Here is a 17,379-nt window from a genome sequence, read left to right as displayed (position 1 = left end):
ATGGCGAAGAAAGCTAAAAATTTAGAAGCAGTACAAGAGGCCCTAACTTGGTTGGGTACTCCTTACCATCATCAAGGTCGTGTGAAAGGTGTGGGAGTTGACTGCGGCACTTTGATTTGTGAGGTCTATGAAAAAGTCGGATTGATGGACCATTTAGATCCACGGCCATATCCGCCTGATTGGCATTTGCACCAGATGGGACAACGTTATTTAGAATTGATTTTGGGCGTATGTGATCCAGTAGAAGGGCCACCACAACCGGGTGATATTGTTCTATATCAATTTGGCAAGTGTATCAGTCATGGTGCAATTGTTATTGAATGGCCGCAGGTCATTCACAGTTATCTCCATCAGGGAGTGATTATACAAGATGGAACAAAAGGAAGTTTAGCCCGGCGAATTGCCGGGTTTTTTCGTATGAAGAGGCTTAAATAAATGGGTGGATTATTTGGTAGTACTACAATTAGTACAACGGATACCCGAATTAACTCTATGCGGATCCAACAGTCAGCATATGGTCTTTGCCAGCCATTGGTGTACGGTAAAACACGGGTAGCGGCTAATATGTTTTGGTATGGGGATTTTAAAGCAACACCTCATACAACGGTTCAAAAGTCTGGAGGTAAGGGTGGTGGTACTAAAACCAGCAATACTACCTTTAGTTATAGCGCGTCTCTTATGCTTGGTTTATGTGAAAACCAAATTAAGAAGATTGGCCTGATTTGGGTTGATAAAGAACAGTATGTCCCTAAGCAGGAAGGTGCTATTACTTTAGATCCTATTGATCAATTAAATTTTGAATTGTTCGATGGAAATAATAATCCACCGTGGGGATGGTTACTATCAAAGCATCCAGAACAGGCAATTAACTATCCTTATTTGGGATATGTAGCATGTGCTAATTATGAGATGGGGAATAGCGCAAGTCTTTCAAACCATAATTTTGAAGTGATCAGTACGATTACATTATCTGACACGATAGATGACGCTAATCCGGCAGATGTTATTGAAGATTTCATCACACATCCACGTCATGGTGCGGCCCCAAATCTTAAAATTGCAGATCTTGATGAATTTAGAACTTATTGCCGAGCTGCCAATCTTTTAATTAGCCCAGCTTTCACAGAACAACGACCAGCCTATGAAACTATCAATGAGATTGTTGAGGCAGTAAATTGTGCTGTAGTACCAAGCCCAGATGGCTTAAAGATCCGTTCTTTCGGGGACTCTGCAATTACGGGTAACGGCGTTACGTTTATACCTGATCTCACACCAGTTTATCACTTAACCGATGATGACTTTATTGGCGATGACGAGCCAGTACGTGTACGCCGCAGCCGTGACACAGATGCTTATAATCATGTGCAGATTGAATATATCAACCGTTTTAATCAATACAATACAGAAACTGTAGAAGCAAAGGATCAAGCAAATATTGAAATGTTTGGTCTACGTACAGAAGATCCTGTAGAAAACCACTTTTTTTGCGACCCAAAAATCGCCCGTCATGCAGCACAATTACGACTGCAACGCTTGTTGTATGTGCGAAATGAATATGAATTTGATCTGGGGTGGAAGTTTTGTCGACTAGAACCAATGGATATAGTTACATTGACTGATAGCGCTTTGGGTTTATACCGCTTTCCTGTACGTATTACTCGAATTGAGGAAGACCAAGAGGGTCGTTTGACTGTGACTGCAGAAGAGCTGGCAGTTGGTTCAAGATCAGCAATTGAATATGATCTTCAAGCATCCAATGGCTATCAAGGGGGGAATGAAGAACCGGGTAATGTTAATGCACCTATTATTTTTGAACCTCCTTTAGATCTTTCAGATGGTAAAGTTCAAGTATGGGCGGCGGTGTCGGGCGGCATTAACTGGGGTGGCTGTAATGTGTGGGCAAGTCTTGACAATACCACTTATGAAATGATTGGCACCATCTATGGCTCTGCGCGTTATGGTCTCCTTGTGGATGCCATTGATGCTAGTGCTACATCTATGCAAGTAGAACTTAATACTGCCAGCCAGATTTTTAGCGGTACTCTGGAAGATGCACATGCAGATCAGACACTATGTAAGCTAGGTGATGAATACTTTAACTATCAAGTGGCCACATTAAATGGATTAGGTCTCTATACATTAAGTGATGTTTTACGTGGACGTTTTGATGATGCACAAATTCACAATGCTGGTGAGCCATTTGTGCGCTTAGATAAAGCAATATTCAAGTATAGTTTCAATGAAAACCTTGTAGGTAAACAGATCTTCTTGAAATTCACTAGCTTTAATGGACTTGAACGTAAAGAGCAAACTCTTGATGAAGTAACAGCTTACAGTTACACGTTAAATGGAGGGAAACCATCGGGTATTAAGGGCCTTTCCTTGCAATCTCCATTTGTCGGGACAACATTCAAAGTACAATGGCAAACTTCAAGTGGCGTTACAGGTTATCGTGTTCAGATCTGGTCGAATGGCGTAATGTTGCGTGAAGTTGATACGACAAATTCAGATTATAGTTATTCAATTGAAGAAGCTAAGCAAGATGGTTTGGGCCGTTCTTACACAATCCGTGTTGCGAGTAAAAATGGTGACCAACTTAGTGCCTTCGCTGAATTAAGCATTAGCAATCCTGTCCCTCCAGTGTTATCTAACATATATACATCAGCTTCGACGAATTCTATAACAGTGAGCTGGATCCCTAGTGAGGCTTCAGATCTTAAAGATTATGCAATTTGGCTTAGCAATAATCCTCACTTTGACCCAACAACAATGCCTCCTACATGGTCAGGCTCTGAGATTACAAAAACGATAGGAGGGCTACAACCAACAACGCCATACTATATTCGTGTCGCTGCACGCGATGTATGGAAAGATACTGTCTGGAACTATTCAAATCAGATTACTCAAAGTACTTCTGAAGCTTAATTTAAATTAATACGTTAGCACCCAACTGGGTGCTTTTTTATTGCCTAAAAATATCTGGAGAAATTTATGGAGCCAGTTTCCACTAGCGGTTTTACAGCACTTTTAAAATTATATGGGATTGCAATCATGGTGACTTTAGCAGTCGGTTTGGTTGCAGCAGTTGTATTAATGACTCGTATGCCACGCTCACCACAAGAGTGGGGCGTAGGCTTGATCTGTACTGTTGTATCAAGTCTTGCTGGCGGCTCATTCATTATTGTGAAGTGGGGGCTTCATGAATGGGTTACTGATGTATGGGGGATGATTGCACTTGGTGGATTCTTCTTTGTTTGTGGTTTACCCGGTTGGGCTTTAGTCCGCTGGATCTTTAACTTCATTAACAAACAGGAAGGGAAAACGATCGTTGAAGTGATCAAAGAGTTTAAAAAAGCCAGAAAAGACATTGAAAACAGTTAATGCCGCCTTCGGGCGGTTTTGTTTAGAAGTATCAAGTATAAGAGAGAAATTACCTGTTGACACTGCATGTCGCTGACTACTACGAAAAATTATTGACAACCAATATTATGAAACGACCACCTTCGGGTGGTAATTCTTTTTTTACGGGTAGGAAAACGTGTATGAAGCGTGAGTCAATTAACAGAAACAATTTTTTAACAAAGTCAGCGGAAGTCCTTCCGCCTGATATTAAAAAACGGATGGGGGTAAAGTTCGTCTATTAATTCTATGGGAAGTAAGAAATGTACTTTATTCCAAAAAAGCAAAAACCCCAGTGCGCCAACACTAGGGTTTTGGTTAACAGTTAAGGAGGGTTAACTATTAATGAATCAATCTGAGGAAAATGTTAGCACCAAACCCGGTATAAGTATAGAGGGGAAAATGAGTGAGAAAGATGCAGGTAGAGCTGCTGTAATCATGGCTTGGGGTAAAGCTATATCCCTAGTAATTGGTAGCGTTGCTGGTGCAATAACTGCTATTACGACTTTTTTTAAATATATATTTTAAAAGCTATGAAACTAAACTTATGAAGCCGACTTATTTGAGGTCGGCTTTTTATTTACTGTGCGCCTAAAGGCGCTTTTTTATTGCCTAAAGGAAACTGAAATGAATATTGATCAATATCTTGAAGATCTGATTAAACGTGAAGGCGGATATGTAAATAACCCAGCCGATCGAGGAGGGGCAACAAAATACGGTATTACCGAAGCGGTTGCCCGTGCAAACGGCTTTAAGGGCAATATGCGTGATCTGCCTATAGATGTGGCCAAAGCGATTTATAAGAAACAGTACTGGACAGCTCCGCGATTTGACCAGGTGAATGCTGTTTCTTCTGCCGTAGCTGAAGAGCTTCTAGACACTGGTGTGAATTGCGGTATCAACTTTGCAAAACCACTTTTACAGCGTGCTTTGAACTTGCTTAACAATCAAGGTAAAGCTGGGTATGCAGACTTGAAGGTTGATGGCGTTTACGGTTCTAACACTTTAGGTGCTCTAAAAAACTATCTGGCCAAACGCGGGAAAGAAGGCGAGAAAGTACTGGTGCGAGTGCTCAATATTTTGCAAGGGCAACGCTACATTGAAATCTGTGAGCGTAATCCAAAGCAAGAACAGTTTTTCTATGGCTGGATTGCTAATCGCGTGGTGATCTAAATGGGCGACCTGCCCCATGGAGTAATGACGTTTGTAAAAATGATCACAACAAGAAGCAGGTCATTAAGCAGATCTATAAAGTAATAGTTGGTTGCCAGTTAGCCTATTCATGCTTTTAAACGGGAAACCCTAACTGGCATTTGATATTAACAATGTATTCAAGTCCGAACTATTTAATTACTTTAACGATGAGTAACATGAAACTTTTAGTAATACTTTGCTTTCTGCTTTCAGGATGCACAGCTCATACGATCAATAACAATGTGAATGTAGGCATTTGTGTAAAAGCCCTCTAATGAGGGCTTAATTTTTATGGATTTTCAAATGAGGTTGGAATTTAGAATATTATATTTTCTGAACGTGCACTAGAAATATATTCTAAATTAAAATCACCATGATTATACTGATTTAGCGTAACTCCATACTTTTTAGAAAGTGAAAACATGGAAAGTATAGAAGTAGCAATAGTTGCAAGCGGTATACCATTTGATTTTATATCATGTATAAGTGCAGGGGTATTTAAAATAAGTGCTTGAATAGCATCTCCAGTTAAGTCAATATTAACTTCAAAATCACTTTTTTTCATTATTTTAAAACGCTCAAATACTGTTCTATCTAACTCCAAAATTGCATTTTCAAATCTTTTTAATTCAGTTTTTCTGATTACATCTAATTCTTCATGATTAAGCTTTTTTAATAGCTTATCCATTGTAGTATGTAAACCTTCAAGTTCGGAAGCTCTTCTATTTTTAAACTCTAATAAATCATCTAAAGAAAATTTCCCATCAGAGGATGGGATCGGTAATGCATTGGTAATTTTGAGTCGTAGTGTATCTTTTTTTGTAGAATGTTCAGGAAGATAAATAGGATCGCCAGACATATGGTGGATAATCCAATCAAAATTATCATCCTTTAATTTTTGTTTAGCAACTTCACCAAATGTCCAGTGAACATGCCTAGCAGCCTCTACTGTTCCTGTAGCTGGTAAACTCGGCCTTTCCAATATACCTAACGATTTTAATTCTTTTTCTAAAGGTAATCCCATATGAATTATTGAACTTGTAGGAATAGCTATTTTATCCCAATACATTACATAATAAAAAATATCTTCTGGTATATATGTTCGTTCTAAAAACAAATTATTTCCCTTAATAGCCATAATACCACTAGGGGCAACAATACCTCGATAAACTTTTTTTCTTCTAAATTGAATTATATTTGTCATTTGATAACAGTATTAGATATTTACATCGATTTTACTTTTTAAAACTTAATAGTCAACAGCTCGTCCCACCTAAACGGATTTCTACTCAATTTATCTCTACTCATTGACCAATTTCTATTGGGTACGAAACATGGTCCGACCCCGATTTTTTTCTTTCCAAACTTACTATGGATACCATCCATAGCCAGCATTAAAGATTCTTTTTTCTCTATGTGCTCAAAGTCAGTTAATAAGTCGTAAGTATGGCCAAACTTCGGCTCTAAACATGTCAGCACTACGCCGCACTTCTTATATTTGATTCCTTCTTTATAGATACGGCTTACCATATTTAATTGTATGCTCGATATAGAAGTAGACCCAATCTTTCATAAGTTCTTCACTCATTCTTAATAAAAAACAACTATCAACTAAGAATCGATAATAATTCATTTATAAACTATTCAAAATGATAGAATTACTCAGGTTTGAAAGTTGGATATGTTTTGCTTAAAAAGCATGCAGTCTACAAATTTTTTTAAATTAATTGAAAATTAAATTTGTAGACTGATTTGTAGACTGTTGAATTGCAAAATACAGCATTATGGTACAAGCGGATGCAACTTTAATTATGATTAACTATTTGAAAATGCAAGATAAAGCAACAGAATGCAACCATTAACAATTACAGCTAGACTGTCAGGATTCTACTTCTTTTATTATTCCATTGTTGGCACATTTATGCCGTATTGGAACTTATATCTCCAAGATCAGGGATTTAATTATCAAGAGATAGGTATTTTATCTTCTATTGCTATTGTGACGCGCTTCTTTGCCCCTTTGGTTTGGGGCTGGATCGCCGATAAATCCGGTAAAAGAATGCTATTAGTGCGGATTGCCACATGGATGGAGGCATGTATATAGTTGGCTATTTTTATAATTCCTAATACTTTTCAGTCAGTTGCTTTATTGATGCTTATTTTTAGTTTTTTCCAGAATGCTATTTTAGCTCAATTTGAAGGAGTAACTTTATTTTGGTTAGGAGACCAAAGGGCGAAACTTTATGGCAAGATTCGAAAATGGGGATCAGTTGGGTTTATTGTAGGTGTATTTACAATAGGGGCAATTTTAGAAATCATTCCGATTTCAATGTTGCCTATATTATTGCTTATCATTGCCTCCTTAGCATTTATTTGGGCATTTACGATACGTGAACCAGAAGGGGCCCCAACTTCACAAAAGCATTTAGAACCTTTATTGCCTGTGCTGAAACGTCCTGAAGTTGCTGCTTTTTTCACAATTGAGTTTATTCTTCTTTTTTCACATGCACCTTTTTATAGCTTCTATAGCAATTTTCTGAAATCGTTAAATTTTAGTACAACGGAAATTGGTTTTTTATGGGCTATGGGCGTGGTTTCTGAAATTGTGATGTTTGCATATGCAACTACGTTTTTTAAATATTTTTCTTGGCGTAGCCTTGTAGCAGTATGTTTGATTTTGACAAGTATACGCTGGTTATTAGTTGCTATTTTCTCTCACTATTTCATAGGTCAGTTATTTGCACAGTGCCTACACGCTTTTAGTTTTGGCTTATTTCATCTCATCGCAATGCGGCTTATCTTTCAAAAATTTTCAATAGGGCAACAAGGTCGAGGTCAGGCTTTTTATAGCACCATGTGGGGGCTTGGAGTGGCGTTTGGGAGCATTTTGGCTGGTCATTACTGGAAAATTCTTACGGGCGAGCATATTTTTATGATCGCTGCTTTAGTGGTTCTATTTGGTTTGTGCTTTGTCTATTGGTTGCCTAAACGAATCGAAAATTCAGTTTCTTAGATTAAATAGTGATAAAAATTGTTAGGAATACCGAGTTAAAGATAGAAATTGTTTGATGAGAAGTATCGGTTCGTTACGGTTGAAAAATATTGTTTTTATATGGTTATGAAACAATGTTTTTCTAAAAAAATGTGCTAACTTAAACCCATGCGTTTAATGATTAATAAATCTATGAAAAATATTTATATTATGGGATTATTATTGGCTTGTTCTGGTTTTGCTATGGCTGAGACAGCGACTCAACAGCCAACAGCACAACCTGTTCGCACTGCAAGTAATCCTAATGCTATACGTATTGTTACGCGTCCTGAAATTATGGGATTATGGGGAATGGAGATTCCAAATAATAAAAAATGTGTAGAGTATTATAATTTCCGCAGTAGTAACGATGTGGTGATTAAAAGTGGTGAAGAGTGGTCATACGGTATTTATGAATATCAGCCATCTGATGACCCTAAAGAGCAGCTATCGGCTTTAGTAATGCAAATTAAGTTTGATAATAATAAAGTAGATTGTTCTGGTCAGAAGCAAGATCAGACAGGTGATATTTCTCAATATTTCGTGCAATGGAAAAATGACCATACTATTAATTTCTGCTCAACGGCTAAGGGTGAGCAATGTTTCGCAACTTTACGCCGAATGTTGCCATAAACAAGTAGATATAAAAAAGCCTCTTATTTAAGAGGCTTTTTTATATGAAGCAGATTAAGCAGTTTCAGCTTTCTTTTCTTCTTCCACTTGCTTTAACAAGTGTTTTTCAAGGTAATGGATGTCCATTGCTTGAGAACAGAAGTTTTTATCCTGCAAAATAAGATCTTTATGTAAAGGAATATTGGTTTTAATTCCTGTAAGAATCATTTCATCTAACGCTTGACGCATGCGGGCAAGTGAAGTTTCACGATCTTTACCATGAGCAATCAATTTTGCAATCATTGAATCGTAATATGGCGGAATGCTATATCCAGGATAGATATGAGAATCTAAACGAATACCCGCACCACCTGGTGCATAGAAACTTTCAATTTTACCTGGTGAAGGTAAGAATGTTGTTGGATCTTCGGCATTGATACGACATTCAATGGCATGACCACGAACTTCAATATCTTCTTGTTGAAGCTCTAAGCCTAAACCAGCTGCAATACGTAATTGCTGTTCAATAATGTCAACCCCAGTTACCATTTCAGTTACAGGGTGCTCAACCTGAACACGAGTATTCATTTCAATGAAGAAGAATTCACCATCTTCAAATAAGAATTCAAACGTACCAGCACCACGATATTGCATTAACTGACATGCGTGTACACAGGCTTGTAAAATATCAGCACGTGCTTGTTCCGGTAGATTTGGAGCAGGAGCTTCTTCTAACACTTTTTGGTGACGACGTTGTAATGAACAGTCACGGTCATATAAATGAATCGCGTGGCCATTACCATCACCCAAAACTTGAACTTCGACATGGCGAGGTTTTTGTAAGAAGCGTTCCATATACACGGTATCATCGCCGAACCACATTTCTGCATCACGTTGAGCCGCTTGAACTGACTCAAGTAGTGTGTCTACACGTTCAACAATACGCATACCACGGCCACCACCACCAGCTGCCGCTTTAACAATAAGCGGGAAACCGATTTCTTTCGCTTCAGCTAATGCGTTATGGATAGTTACAGCATGGTCGCAGCCAGGTACCGTAGGTACGCCAGCTTTTTTCATTGCAACAATTGCAGAAACCTTGTTACCCATTAAACGAATATGTTCTGGGCGAGGGCCAATAAATGTGAAACCTGAGCTTTCTACAATTTCAGCAAACTCGGCATTTTCCGAAAGGAAGCCATAACCTGGATGAATTGCATCGGCACCAGTAATTTCTGCAGCAGTAATAATTGCCGGGATGTTTAAATAGCTATCACTACTTGCACCCGGACCAATACATACTGCTTCATCAACGAAACGTAAATGCATCAAATCTTTATCGGCATCTGAATAGATACCGACAGTTTTGATTCCTAATGTTTTGCAAGCCCGGGTAATTCGTAAAGCGATTTCACCACGGTTTGCAATTAAAACTTTTTGCAACATAGATGTCCCCGGGGTATTACGCGCGATAACGGAATAAAGGTTGACCGAATTGGATCACTTCACCATTTTTCACTAAAATTTCTTCAATCACACCGCTTTGAGTTGCTTCAATCGGGTTCATGATTTTCATTGCTTCAATAATACCCAAAGTCTCACCAGCAGATACTGTTTGACCTACTTTAACAAATGGTGCTTCGCCTGGGCTTGGAGCAGCATAGAACACACCAACCATAGGAGAAGTTTCGACTGCTCCACGTGGTGTTTTTGCAACAGGTGCTTCAGCAACAGGAGCTGCCGGAAGTGCTACACCAGCCGCAGCAACGACAGGATTGCGACGAGTTAAAGCGATCGATTGATCACCTTCTTTAACTTCAATCGCTTGCAAGTCAGACTCAATCATTAAATCGATGAGTTTCTTAATTTTGCGGATATCCATGGGCGACTATTCCTGAACTAGTTTGGGTTAGATGGTTGAATTTTTTCAATAGCGTAATCGAGCGCAAAGCTATAACCTTTTGCGCCTAGACCACAAATCACGCCAATTGCTTTGTCTGATAAATAAGAATGATGTCTGAAAGCTTCACGTGCGTGAACATTTGATAAATGTACTTCAATAAAGGGAATGGCAACGCCAAGTAAGGCATCGCGTAAAGCAACTGAAGTGTGAGTGAGGGCAGCAGGGTTAATAATAATCAGTTTTACGCCTTCTGTTTGTGCCTGATGAATACGGTCAACAATGGCACCTTCCCAGTTGCTTTGAAAAGTATCTAGTGTAATTGAGGCTTGTTCAGCTTGAGCAATAAGTTGTTGGTTGATATTGTCTAGGGTAAGATGACCATATACTTCTGGTTCGCGTTTTCCCAGCAAATTCAAATTCGGTCCATGAATTACCAAAATGGTCGAACTCATTCAGATTGCTCCAGCTCTAAAGTTGCAAATAATCTTTGCAAGATGTCTGCAAAGTTTGCTTATTATGGCATATGTTTCTACAAGTTTTTTATAATTTCTTTTAATTGTCGCAGAAAGGGTACACCAAATTCGGCTTATATATTGTAAATTTTGCGACTAATTAGCAATGTTAAAAAATGACAAAATTTCAAGTAATTTAACGGAGCTTATTTTAAACCGAATTGACAAAAACAGTTCATGTATTTTGTGTAACGGGGGTATAAGCATCTTCAATCGTTAACATTTCATTCCAGCGTGTTAGGTAATTTTTTGAGCGATGACATTGTTTCATTTGCCAAGATGGATTACGTGAGTGATATCCAACTTGTAAATAGTGGCTACCAAAACGCTTACGGACTGTACCTAAAGTTTCCATCAATTGTTGTCTTTGATGAATAAGTTCCAGAGGCTGCCATAAATCATCAATATGTTGCTGACGTGCGTGTAGACCACAAAATAATACTCCAATTTTTATGTAACTTTTATTTTCTTTATATAAAACATCAATTTGCTGCATCGCTGCTTTAGTAAGTATGCATAAATCATCTGTTGCATAATGAAGACCAATTGCTTGAGATGTGGCTTTTTTATAGGGTGGTTTGTCGGTTTTTTCATAAAGCATAACTTGAACACAGGCACAAAGTTGTTCTTGTTTCATTAAACGGCGATGTGCCCGATTAAGGTGAAAGATAAGTGCTTGTTTAATAATCTCAATACTGGATAAAGCTTGAGCAAAACTTCGTGATGCTAAAATCCGTTTCGTTGGAATAGCTGGATCATCAAGTTGAATACAGGATTGGCCTTTTAGCTCACGAATAGTGCGTGCCATGACCACAGAAAATGCCTTTGCCATATGGTGTTCATTGGCAAAAGTTAAGTCTAGGCATGTGTACACCTCATAACTTTGTAGCTGTTTGACTAATTGATAGCCGATTCCCCATACCTCTTTGACTGATGTCTGTTGCATGAGGTCTTCCATAATTAATGGATCTAAGGTGATGAAATTACATACTTCTTTAAAACTTTTAATTTTCTTAGCATAGTGATTGGCAAGTTTTGCTTGTGTCTTTGAATATCCAATTCCAATGCAACAAGGTAAGCCTAACCATTTTAGGAGAGTGCTTCTCACTTTATTGCAGTAGTCAGAGATATCGATAGATTGGAGGTAAGGGGTGAGATGAATAAAGCATTCATCTATAGAGTAGGCTTCTAAATCATCTGGAGAGAAAAACTCACCGAGAACAGCAAAAAAACGGCGGGACATCTCGGCATATAAAGTGTAGTTGCTTGAATAGACTTGAACGCCTGCTTGTAAAGCATCTTTTTCAATTTGGAACCAAGGTACTCCCATTTTTATTCCTAAAAGTTTTGCCTCTTCACTACGTGAGACCACACATCCATCGTTATTAGATAAAACAACTACAGGTTTATCATTGAGTTTAGGGTTGAAAAGACGCTCACAGCTGACATAGCAATTATTAATATCAACCAGTGCATAAACTTCACGGTGTGAGATATCTTTCATGATTTCATTCCCTTACTCATTAATTGAAATCTGCATTTTGAATTTGTAACATAATCAAGTTAACAAAATTACGGACTGATATCTAGGGGAGTTTCGGTTGTTCGTCGAAATTATAGGTAGGAGATAAAGTCTATGAAATGTCAGTTATTGATATGGAAATGACTGAAAATGATAAGTTTTAATTGGTTATGATCGGAAACATAAGAGCTATATTTAATGGATGAGTTGAGTCTTTTAAATGTAGTAATGCGTATAACGCATTTGTCTTATGGGTCTTTCAAGCTGTCTTTGTTAATAAAGACAGCTTTTTTTTATAATGTGCTTAAGTATTTTTTAGAGTTTGGCTTGATTGTAGCAATCGAGATTAATGCATTGTGCACTCAGTTCTATGATTTGATCAGGGGCTAATTGAAGTTTTTCCCATTTTTGCATTTGCTGAAATAACCAATGGAAATCTTTAGGTTGGGGAGTCGCATTTTCTTTAACCAAGTGTTTTACAATATTTTGAATCATATAATATTTATCGACATGCACTTCTTCAGAACAGTGAAATCGGACAATCCCGAACTCGACCAATAACTTTAAGACAGGTGCAAAATCTTTTAAATTACTCAATTCTTTTTGAGCTTTCATAATTGCCGTTGTAAGGGCAACTAAGGTGTGAGGATGTTGTTCAGCCCATTCTTGAGTTACTGCGAGAACTTTATCTGCCACATTGGGAATAATGTCTTGACTTGAGCAGACGATTTTACTTAAACCTAAAAGTTCACCTTGAGTATTCCAAGGCTCTCCCACACAAAAACCATCAATCACATGGTTATCTAAAGCTTCGACCATATACGGTGGCGGAAGTGCTTTGAGTTTGAGCGTTTGAGCTATTCTAGAGTCTGCCAAAGCAAGCCATTCTCTTAAACAATAATGATGGATTGAATGTTTAAATACATGGGCTAGAGAAAGAGTATGATCTTGTTCAATGTATTGAATAACTTTTTGGGCGGTAGTTTGTGCATTATCGTTTTCTTGAATAGCCAGTTGATAAATTAATTTTTGGCTTAAGCTGATAAAAGCACGGTTTTTACTTAAAACGAGCGGGGTTTGCAGTGCAATACCAATTTGGTCTGCACCCATTGCTGCTGCAGGGAGCATCGCAGATAAACAATGTGCAGCATCTAATAAACCAAAAGCTAAACGGTCGCGTAGACTTGCCCATGATGCTTCTTTGACTAAGGTAACATCTAAATCGACTTCTTCGAAGAAACCTTGCTGCTTTGCCCAAAGTAAAGCGATGCAATCAAGTAAAGGAATATAGCCGAGTTGCAATTGAGTCTTTTCTAATTTGCTCATTTATTCATCCTTTAGTTGATCATTTAGTAATTTTTGAGCGTCAAGTAAACGCCGTGCCATTTCTCCAATCGTTATACGGTGACTCATGGCATTTTTTCTGAGTAATTGAAAAGCTGTATCTTCAGGTAAGCCATGCAGTTGCATGAGTAGCACTTTGGCCTTTTCAACATCTTTACGATCTGCCAGTTTGGTTTGAGCTTCTTTTAAGTCACCTTCGAGCTTTTTATGTTTTTTATATTGCTCAATTGAAATCTCTAAAATGGTATGTAAGCGGGCGGGGTCTATGCCATCTACAATATAAGCCGTTACGCCTGCATCTATAGCTTGTTTGATGGTGTCTTTATCTGAATTTTTAGTGAATAGAACAGTTGGTAGGTCATAGCTACTCACACAACTTTCAATAATGTCACGATGGGGATGATCCATATCGAGCAAGATGACATCGGCTTGTAAATCTTCAAGACGAAAAATATTTAAGTGGTCCAAAGTAAGGCAGGCAACCACTTCAAAGTCATTTTCAAGCAGACTATTTTTTATATAGTCGGCCCGCGCATGATCATCATCGATAAGAGCTATTTTGAGTTTTGGCATAAGTTCAGAAAATCAGGCTAAGAAAATGCGCCAATTCGACGCGTTTTTTGTTATCAGGTTTTAAGCAAGATTAGTGCCATCCAAAACTAAACAAAAAATTCAGTTTAAGTGGCATTTCGGCAAGCTAAACAATGAATGTGGTCAGTCTTGGTGCAAAAATACGATTCATTTTGTGGCAAGACATATTTTTATTTCAACTATTTAAGTGTACAGCGATGGGGCAAATAGAATAAGACATTATTTTTATAAGATAGCTGGGTGAATTATATCTATTTGAAATTAAATATAAAAAATTAATAAATTAAATTTATATAAGAATTGGCATGTAAAATGCTTACTTAATTACAGGTCGAAGACGACCATAAGTTTTAAAGACGGCCAACGATGTCCGTTCTGATCGAATTTGTGAGTGCAACTGTGCACACAAAGAATTTACGTTCAGTCGGAGTGAAGGCCATGTCTTTATTTTTATTGCATAAAAAAGTTACATCTGAATTATCTAATTTTTCAGTTCCAGCGATGCGAGCCTTCTCTATGGGGGGGCTCGCTTTTTTTATTTCTTTTTATGACTTTGCTGTGCATTGGGTGTCATTAACGAGTGGGAAAAATGGATTCCAAGCAGCTACATGCTTTGTGAGATTGATTCGCTTCTCGGTAGAACGCAAGGCAAAAAAACAACGTCTATTTGAGAACGCAATAACGCAGCTTAAAAGCAACGTGATTTGAGGAGAAACACTATGAAATTGGTAATGATTGGTCATGGTATGGTGGGCCACAAATTCATCGAAGCCATTTTAGAAAAAGCAGATGATGAACTGGAAATCACGATTCTCGCGGAAGAACCTCGTATCGCCTATGACCGTGTACATTTGACAGAATATTTCTCTGGGAAATCAGCAAAAGATTTATCTTTGGCGCGTTTTGACTTTGCTGATGCTCATGGCATTGACTTACGTCTAAATACAAAAGCAACTGCAATTGATACAGCTGCACAAACAGTCACAACCAATCATGGTGATGTCATTAGCTATGACAAATTGGTGTTGGCAACTGGTTCGTATGCATTCGTTCCACCAATTCCGGGTAATGACCGTGAAAACTGCTTCGTTTACCGTACGATTGAAGACTTAGACGCGATTCGTGCAGCGAGTCTTAATGCAAAAACAGGTGTAGTGATTGGTGGTGGTTTACTTGGACTTGAGGCTGCAAAAGCTTTACGTGATTTAGATTTAGAAACACATGTTGTTGAGTTTGCGCCACGTTTAATGGCAGTTCAAATTGATGATTTGGGCGGTAAAGTTTTACGCCGTAAAATTGAAGACCTTGGTGTAAAAGTTCATACACAAAAAGCGACACAATCTATCGAATGTGGCAACAGCACTACACATGTAATGAAATTTGCAGATGGTAGCGAGCTTGAAGCAGATGTCATTTTATTCTCTGCGGGGATCCGTCCACGTGATGAACTTGCACGTAACAGTGGTCTCGCGATTGGTGAGCGTGGCGGTATTGTCATTAATGATTACTGCCAAACTTCAGATAACAATATTTATGCCATTGGTGAATGTGCGCTTTGGCAAAACAAAATTTATGGCCTAGTTGCACCGGGCTATGACATGGCGCGTATTGCAGCAAAACATATTTTAGATGAAGAGTGTCATTGCTTCGCTGGTGCAGACATGAGCACCAAGTTGAAGTTGATGGGTGTGGACGTTGCTTCTGTAGGTGATGCACATGCCATGACTCCGGGTGCATTAAGCTATTTCTATGCAGATGAGCATGCGCTGGTTTATAAAAAGATTGTTGTAAATGCAGATAAAACCAAATTGCTTGGCGCGGTTTTAGTGGGTGATGCCAAAGAATACAACGACCTTTTACAAATGATGTTGAATGGTCTGGCTTTACCGGAAGTGCCTGAAAGTTTAATCATGCCGGGTTTTGAGCAATCAGCAGCAAAATCTGGTGGCAGCGGAGTCGATTTGCTGCCAGACAGCGCGACTATTTGTTCATGTAACAACGTATCAAAAGCAGACATCTGCCAAGCAATTAGTGATGGTTCGACCTCTTTAGGTGCATTAAAGAAATGCACCAAAGCAGCAACAGCATGTGGTGGTTGTGCACCATTAGTGACTCAAGTATTGAAGTCAGAGTTACAACGTCAAGGTGTGACTGTTAACAATCACATTTGCGAACACTTCCCGTACTCGCGTCAAGAGTTGTATCACTTGGTTCGTGTCAATGAAATCAAGACATTTGATGATTTGATTCATCAACATGGTCATGGTTTAGGTTGTGATATTTGTAAACCGGCGGCAGCAAATATTTTGGCCTCTTGCTGGAATGATTTCGTACTTAAGCCAAGTCATGCAGGCCTGCAAGACAGTAACGACTACTACCTAGGTAACATTCAAAAAGATGGCTCTTACTCCATTGTACCGCGTATGGCAGGCGGGGAAGTCACTCCGGATGGCTTAATTGCGATTGGTCAAATTGCGAAGAAATATAACTTGTACACCAAAATTACTGGTGGTCAACGTGTTGATATGTTTGGTGCGCAAGTTCATGAACTTCCATTTATTTGGGAAGAGTTAAATGCTGCGGGCTTCGAGTCTGGTCATGCCTATGGTAAGTCGTTACGTACAGTGAAATCTTGTGTGGGTAGCACTTGGTGCCGTTACGGGGTAGATAACTCGGTTGGTTTAGCGATTGAACTTGAAAACCGCTACAAAGGTTTGCGTTCACCGCATAAATTGAAAATGGCAGTGTCTGGCTGTACACGTGAGTGTGCGGAAGCGCAAGGTAAAGATGTAGGCGTGATTGCCACTGAAAAGGGTTGGAACCTTTATGTATGTGGTAACGGTGGTATGAAACCACGTCATGCAGAATTACTCGCATCTGACCTCGATAAAGAAACACTCATTCGTTATATCGACCGTTTCTTTATGTTCTACATTCAAACGGCAGACCGTTTACAACGTACCAGTGTATGGCGTGACAACATGGAAGGCGGTCTAGACTACCTTAAATCTGTGATCGTTGATGATTCTCTTGGTTTAGCTGCCGAGCTTGAGCGCCGTATGGAACACATTATTGGTACATATCAAGACGAGTGGCGTACAGCTGTCGAAAACCCAGAAGTTCGTAAACGCTTCCAGACCTATATCAATGCAGGAGCGAATGAACAAGCTGATCCGCACATTCAATTTACAACTGAACGTGGTCAAATCCGCCCATTAACTGAAGCTGAACGTTCAGAAGACCGCATTCCAATGGTTGAAGCATAAAGGAG

At 38.8% G+C, this 17,379-nt stretch carries 15 protein-coding genes and 3 pseudogenes; 10 read left to right on the top strand and 8 right to left on the bottom strand.

What is annotated here, in order from left to right; genetic code table 11:
* From MKL62_RS04480 to MKL62_RS04460, 5 genes are all read left to right on the top strand, one after another.
* Entirely contained in the window at positions 1-435 is a 435-nt protein-coding gene (locus MKL62_RS04480; RefSeq protein WP_002126537.1) for a C40 family peptidase, read from the top strand.
* Positions 436-2,925, top strand: coding sequence for a phage tail protein (locus MKL62_RS04475; protein ID WP_188200086.1), 2,490 nt, complete (start codon positions 436-438; stop codon positions 2,923-2,925).
* A gap of 66 nt (positions 2,926-2,991) precedes the next feature.
* Positions 2,992-3,381: a hypothetical protein gene (locus MKL62_RS04470; RefSeq protein ID WP_004841801.1), complete on the top strand. Its 390-nt coding sequence runs from the start codon at positions 2,992-2,994 to the stop codon at positions 3,379-3,381.
* Between the two features lie 363 nt (positions 3,382-3,744).
* Positions 3,745-3,927 (top strand): hypothetical protein, encoded by a 183-nt coding sequence (locus MKL62_RS04465; RefSeq protein WP_001076396.1) that lies wholly within the window; start codon positions 3,745-3,747, stop codon positions 3,925-3,927.
* Positions 3,928-4,026: 99 nt separating this feature from the next.
* Positions 4,027-4,572 (top strand): glycoside hydrolase family 108 protein, encoded by a 546-nt coding sequence (locus MKL62_RS04460; protein ID WP_030423746.1) that lies wholly within the window; start codon positions 4,027-4,029, stop codon positions 4,570-4,572.
* 337 nt (positions 4,573-4,909) lie between these two features.
* Here the strand turns inward: MKL62_RS04460 and MKL62_RS04455 are convergent, their stop codons facing one another.
* Together MKL62_RS04455 and MKL62_RS04450 are read right to left on the bottom strand one after the other, a co-directional pair.
* Complete coding sequence (locus MKL62_RS04455) at positions 4,910-5,797, bottom strand: DUF6236 family protein (protein ID WP_030423747.1); 888 nt, start codon at positions 5,795-5,797, stop codon at positions 4,910-4,912.
* A gap of 38 nt (positions 5,798-5,835) precedes the next feature.
* Positions 5,836-6,123: pseudogene (locus MKL62_RS04450) on the bottom strand (DUF4113 domain-containing protein); the annotation flags it as partial.
* A 319-nt stretch (positions 6,124-6,442) separates the two neighbouring features.
* Here MKL62_RS04450 and MKL62_RS04445 point away from each other — a divergent pair.
* Positions 6,443-7,606, top strand: a pseudogene (locus MKL62_RS04445) (MFS transporter).
* A 147-nt stretch (positions 7,607-7,753) separates the two neighbouring features.
* Positions 7,754-8,257: a hypothetical protein gene (locus MKL62_RS04440; protein WP_001238660.1), complete on the top strand. Its 504-nt coding sequence runs from the start codon at positions 7,754-7,756 to the stop codon at positions 8,255-8,257.
* Between the two features lie 54 nt (positions 8,258-8,311).
* Here the strand turns inward: MKL62_RS04440 and accC are convergent, their stop codons facing one another.
* The 4 genes from accC to MKL62_RS04420 form a co-directional block, all read right to left on the bottom strand.
* A complete protein-coding gene (accC, locus tag MKL62_RS04435) occupies positions 8,312-9,682 on the bottom strand; it encodes an acetyl-CoA carboxylase biotin carboxylase subunit (RefSeq protein WP_000939648.1) in 1,371 nt (456 codons plus the stop codon).
* Positions 9,683-9,698: 16 nt separating this feature from the next.
* Positions 9,699-10,118 carry an acetyl-CoA carboxylase biotin carboxyl carrier protein gene (accB, locus tag MKL62_RS04430; protein WP_000354611.1) on the bottom strand — a complete coding sequence of 140 codons (420 nt, stop codon included), beginning with the start codon at positions 10,116-10,118 and terminating at the stop codon, positions 9,699-9,701.
* A 17-nt stretch (positions 10,119-10,135) separates the two neighbouring features.
* Positions 10,136-10,591: a type II 3-dehydroquinate dehydratase gene (gene aroQ / locus MKL62_RS04425; protein WP_000099412.1), complete on the bottom strand. Its 456-nt coding sequence runs from the start codon at positions 10,589-10,591 to the stop codon at positions 10,136-10,138.
* Positions 10,592-10,826: 235 nt separating this feature from the next.
* On the bottom strand, positions 10,827-12,155 hold the full coding sequence (locus MKL62_RS04420; protein WP_005128481.1) for a Y-family DNA polymerase: 1,329 nt from the start codon (positions 12,153-12,155) through the stop codon (positions 10,827-10,829).
* A gap of 216 nt (positions 12,156-12,371) precedes the next feature.
* On the opposite strand from MKL62_RS04420, the pseudogene MKL62_RS04415 reads away from it, so the two are divergent.
* Positions 12,372-12,472 (top strand): annotated as a pseudogene (locus MKL62_RS04415) (hypothetical protein).
* A gap of 16 nt (positions 12,473-12,488) precedes the next feature.
* Here MKL62_RS04415 and MKL62_RS04410 read toward each other — a convergent pair.
* A complete protein-coding gene (locus tag MKL62_RS04410; RefSeq protein WP_005128482.1) occupies positions 12,489-13,499 on the bottom strand; it encodes an ABC transporter substrate-binding protein in 1,011 nt (336 codons plus the stop codon).
* Positions 13,500-14,090: an ANTAR domain-containing response regulator gene (locus MKL62_RS04405; RefSeq protein WP_001125253.1), complete on the bottom strand. Its 591-nt coding sequence runs from the start codon at positions 14,088-14,090 to the stop codon at positions 13,500-13,502. It lies immediately after the preceding gene.
* A 456-nt stretch (positions 14,091-14,546) separates the two neighbouring features.
* Here MKL62_RS04405 and MKL62_RS04400 point away from each other — a divergent pair, with 456 nt between their 5' ends.
* Positions 14,547-14,816: a hypothetical protein gene (locus MKL62_RS04400; protein ID WP_005128483.1), complete on the top strand. Its 270-nt coding sequence runs from the start codon at positions 14,547-14,549 to the stop codon at positions 14,814-14,816.
* 11 nt (positions 14,817-14,827) lie between these two features.
* Complete coding sequence (nirB, locus tag MKL62_RS04395; RefSeq protein WP_005128484.1) at positions 14,828-17,374, top strand: nitrite reductase large subunit NirB; 2,547 nt, start codon at positions 14,828-14,830, stop codon at positions 17,372-17,374.
* Positions 17,375-17,379 lie beyond the last annotated feature (5 nt).

The organism is Acinetobacter sp. AOR01_HL, from assembly GCF_027855455.1.
GTDB lineage: Bacteria > Pseudomonadota > Gammaproteobacteria > Pseudomonadales > Moraxellaceae > Acinetobacter > Acinetobacter baumannii.
Note: the sequence above shows the minus strand (reverse complement) of the source record. Positions and strands in the feature narration are given on the sequence as shown.

Excerpts from the sequence above, each read along its gene's own strand:
- MKL62_RS04480 (WP_002126537.1), top strand. The coding sequence starts at position 1 with ATGGCGAAGAAAGCTAAAAATTTAGAAGCAGTACAAGAGGCCCTAACT.
- MKL62_RS04475 (WP_188200086.1), top strand. The coding sequence starts at position 436 with ATGGGTGGATTATTTGGTAGTACTACAATTAGTACAACGGATACCCGA.
- MKL62_RS04470 (WP_004841801.1), top strand. The coding sequence starts at position 2,992 with ATGGAGCCAGTTTCCACTAGCGGTTTTACAGCACTTTTAAAATTATAT.
- MKL62_RS04465 (WP_001076396.1), top strand. The coding sequence starts at position 3,745 with ATGAATCAATCTGAGGAAAATGTTAGCACCAAACCCGGTATAAGTATA.
- MKL62_RS04460 (WP_030423746.1), top strand. The coding sequence starts at position 4,027 with ATGAATATTGATCAATATCTTGAAGATCTGATTAAACGTGAAGGCGGA.
- MKL62_RS04455 (WP_030423747.1), bottom strand. The coding sequence starts at position 5,797 with ATGACAAATATAATTCAATTTAGAAGAAAAAAAGTTTATCGAGGTATT.
- MKL62_RS04440 (WP_001238660.1), top strand. The coding sequence starts at position 7,754 with ATGCGTTTAATGATTAATAAATCTATGAAAAATATTTATATTATGGGA.
- accC (WP_000939648.1), bottom strand. The coding sequence starts at position 9,682 with ATGTTGCAAAAAGTTTTAATTGCAAACCGTGGTGAAATCGCTTTACGA.
- accB (WP_000354611.1), bottom strand. The coding sequence starts at position 10,118 with ATGGATATCCGCAAAATTAAGAAACTCATCGATTTAATGATTGAGTCT.
- aroQ (WP_000099412.1), bottom strand. The coding sequence starts at position 10,591 with ATGAGTTCGACCATTTTGGTAATTCATGGACCGAATTTGAATTTGCTG.
- MKL62_RS04420 (WP_005128481.1), bottom strand. The coding sequence starts at position 12,155 with ATGAAAGATATCTCACACCGTGAAGTTTATGCACTGGTTGATATTAAT.
- MKL62_RS04410 (WP_005128482.1), bottom strand. The coding sequence starts at position 13,499 with ATGAGCAAATTAGAAAAGACTCAATTGCAACTCGGCTATATTCCTTTA.
- MKL62_RS04405 (WP_001125253.1), bottom strand. The coding sequence starts at position 14,090 with ATGCCAAAACTCAAAATAGCTCTTATCGATGATGATCATGCGCGGGCC.
- MKL62_RS04400 (WP_005128483.1), top strand. The coding sequence starts at position 14,547 with ATGTCTTTATTTTTATTGCATAAAAAAGTTACATCTGAATTATCTAAT.
- nirB (WP_005128484.1), top strand. The coding sequence starts at position 14,828 with ATGAAATTGGTAATGATTGGTCATGGTATGGTGGGCCACAAATTCATC.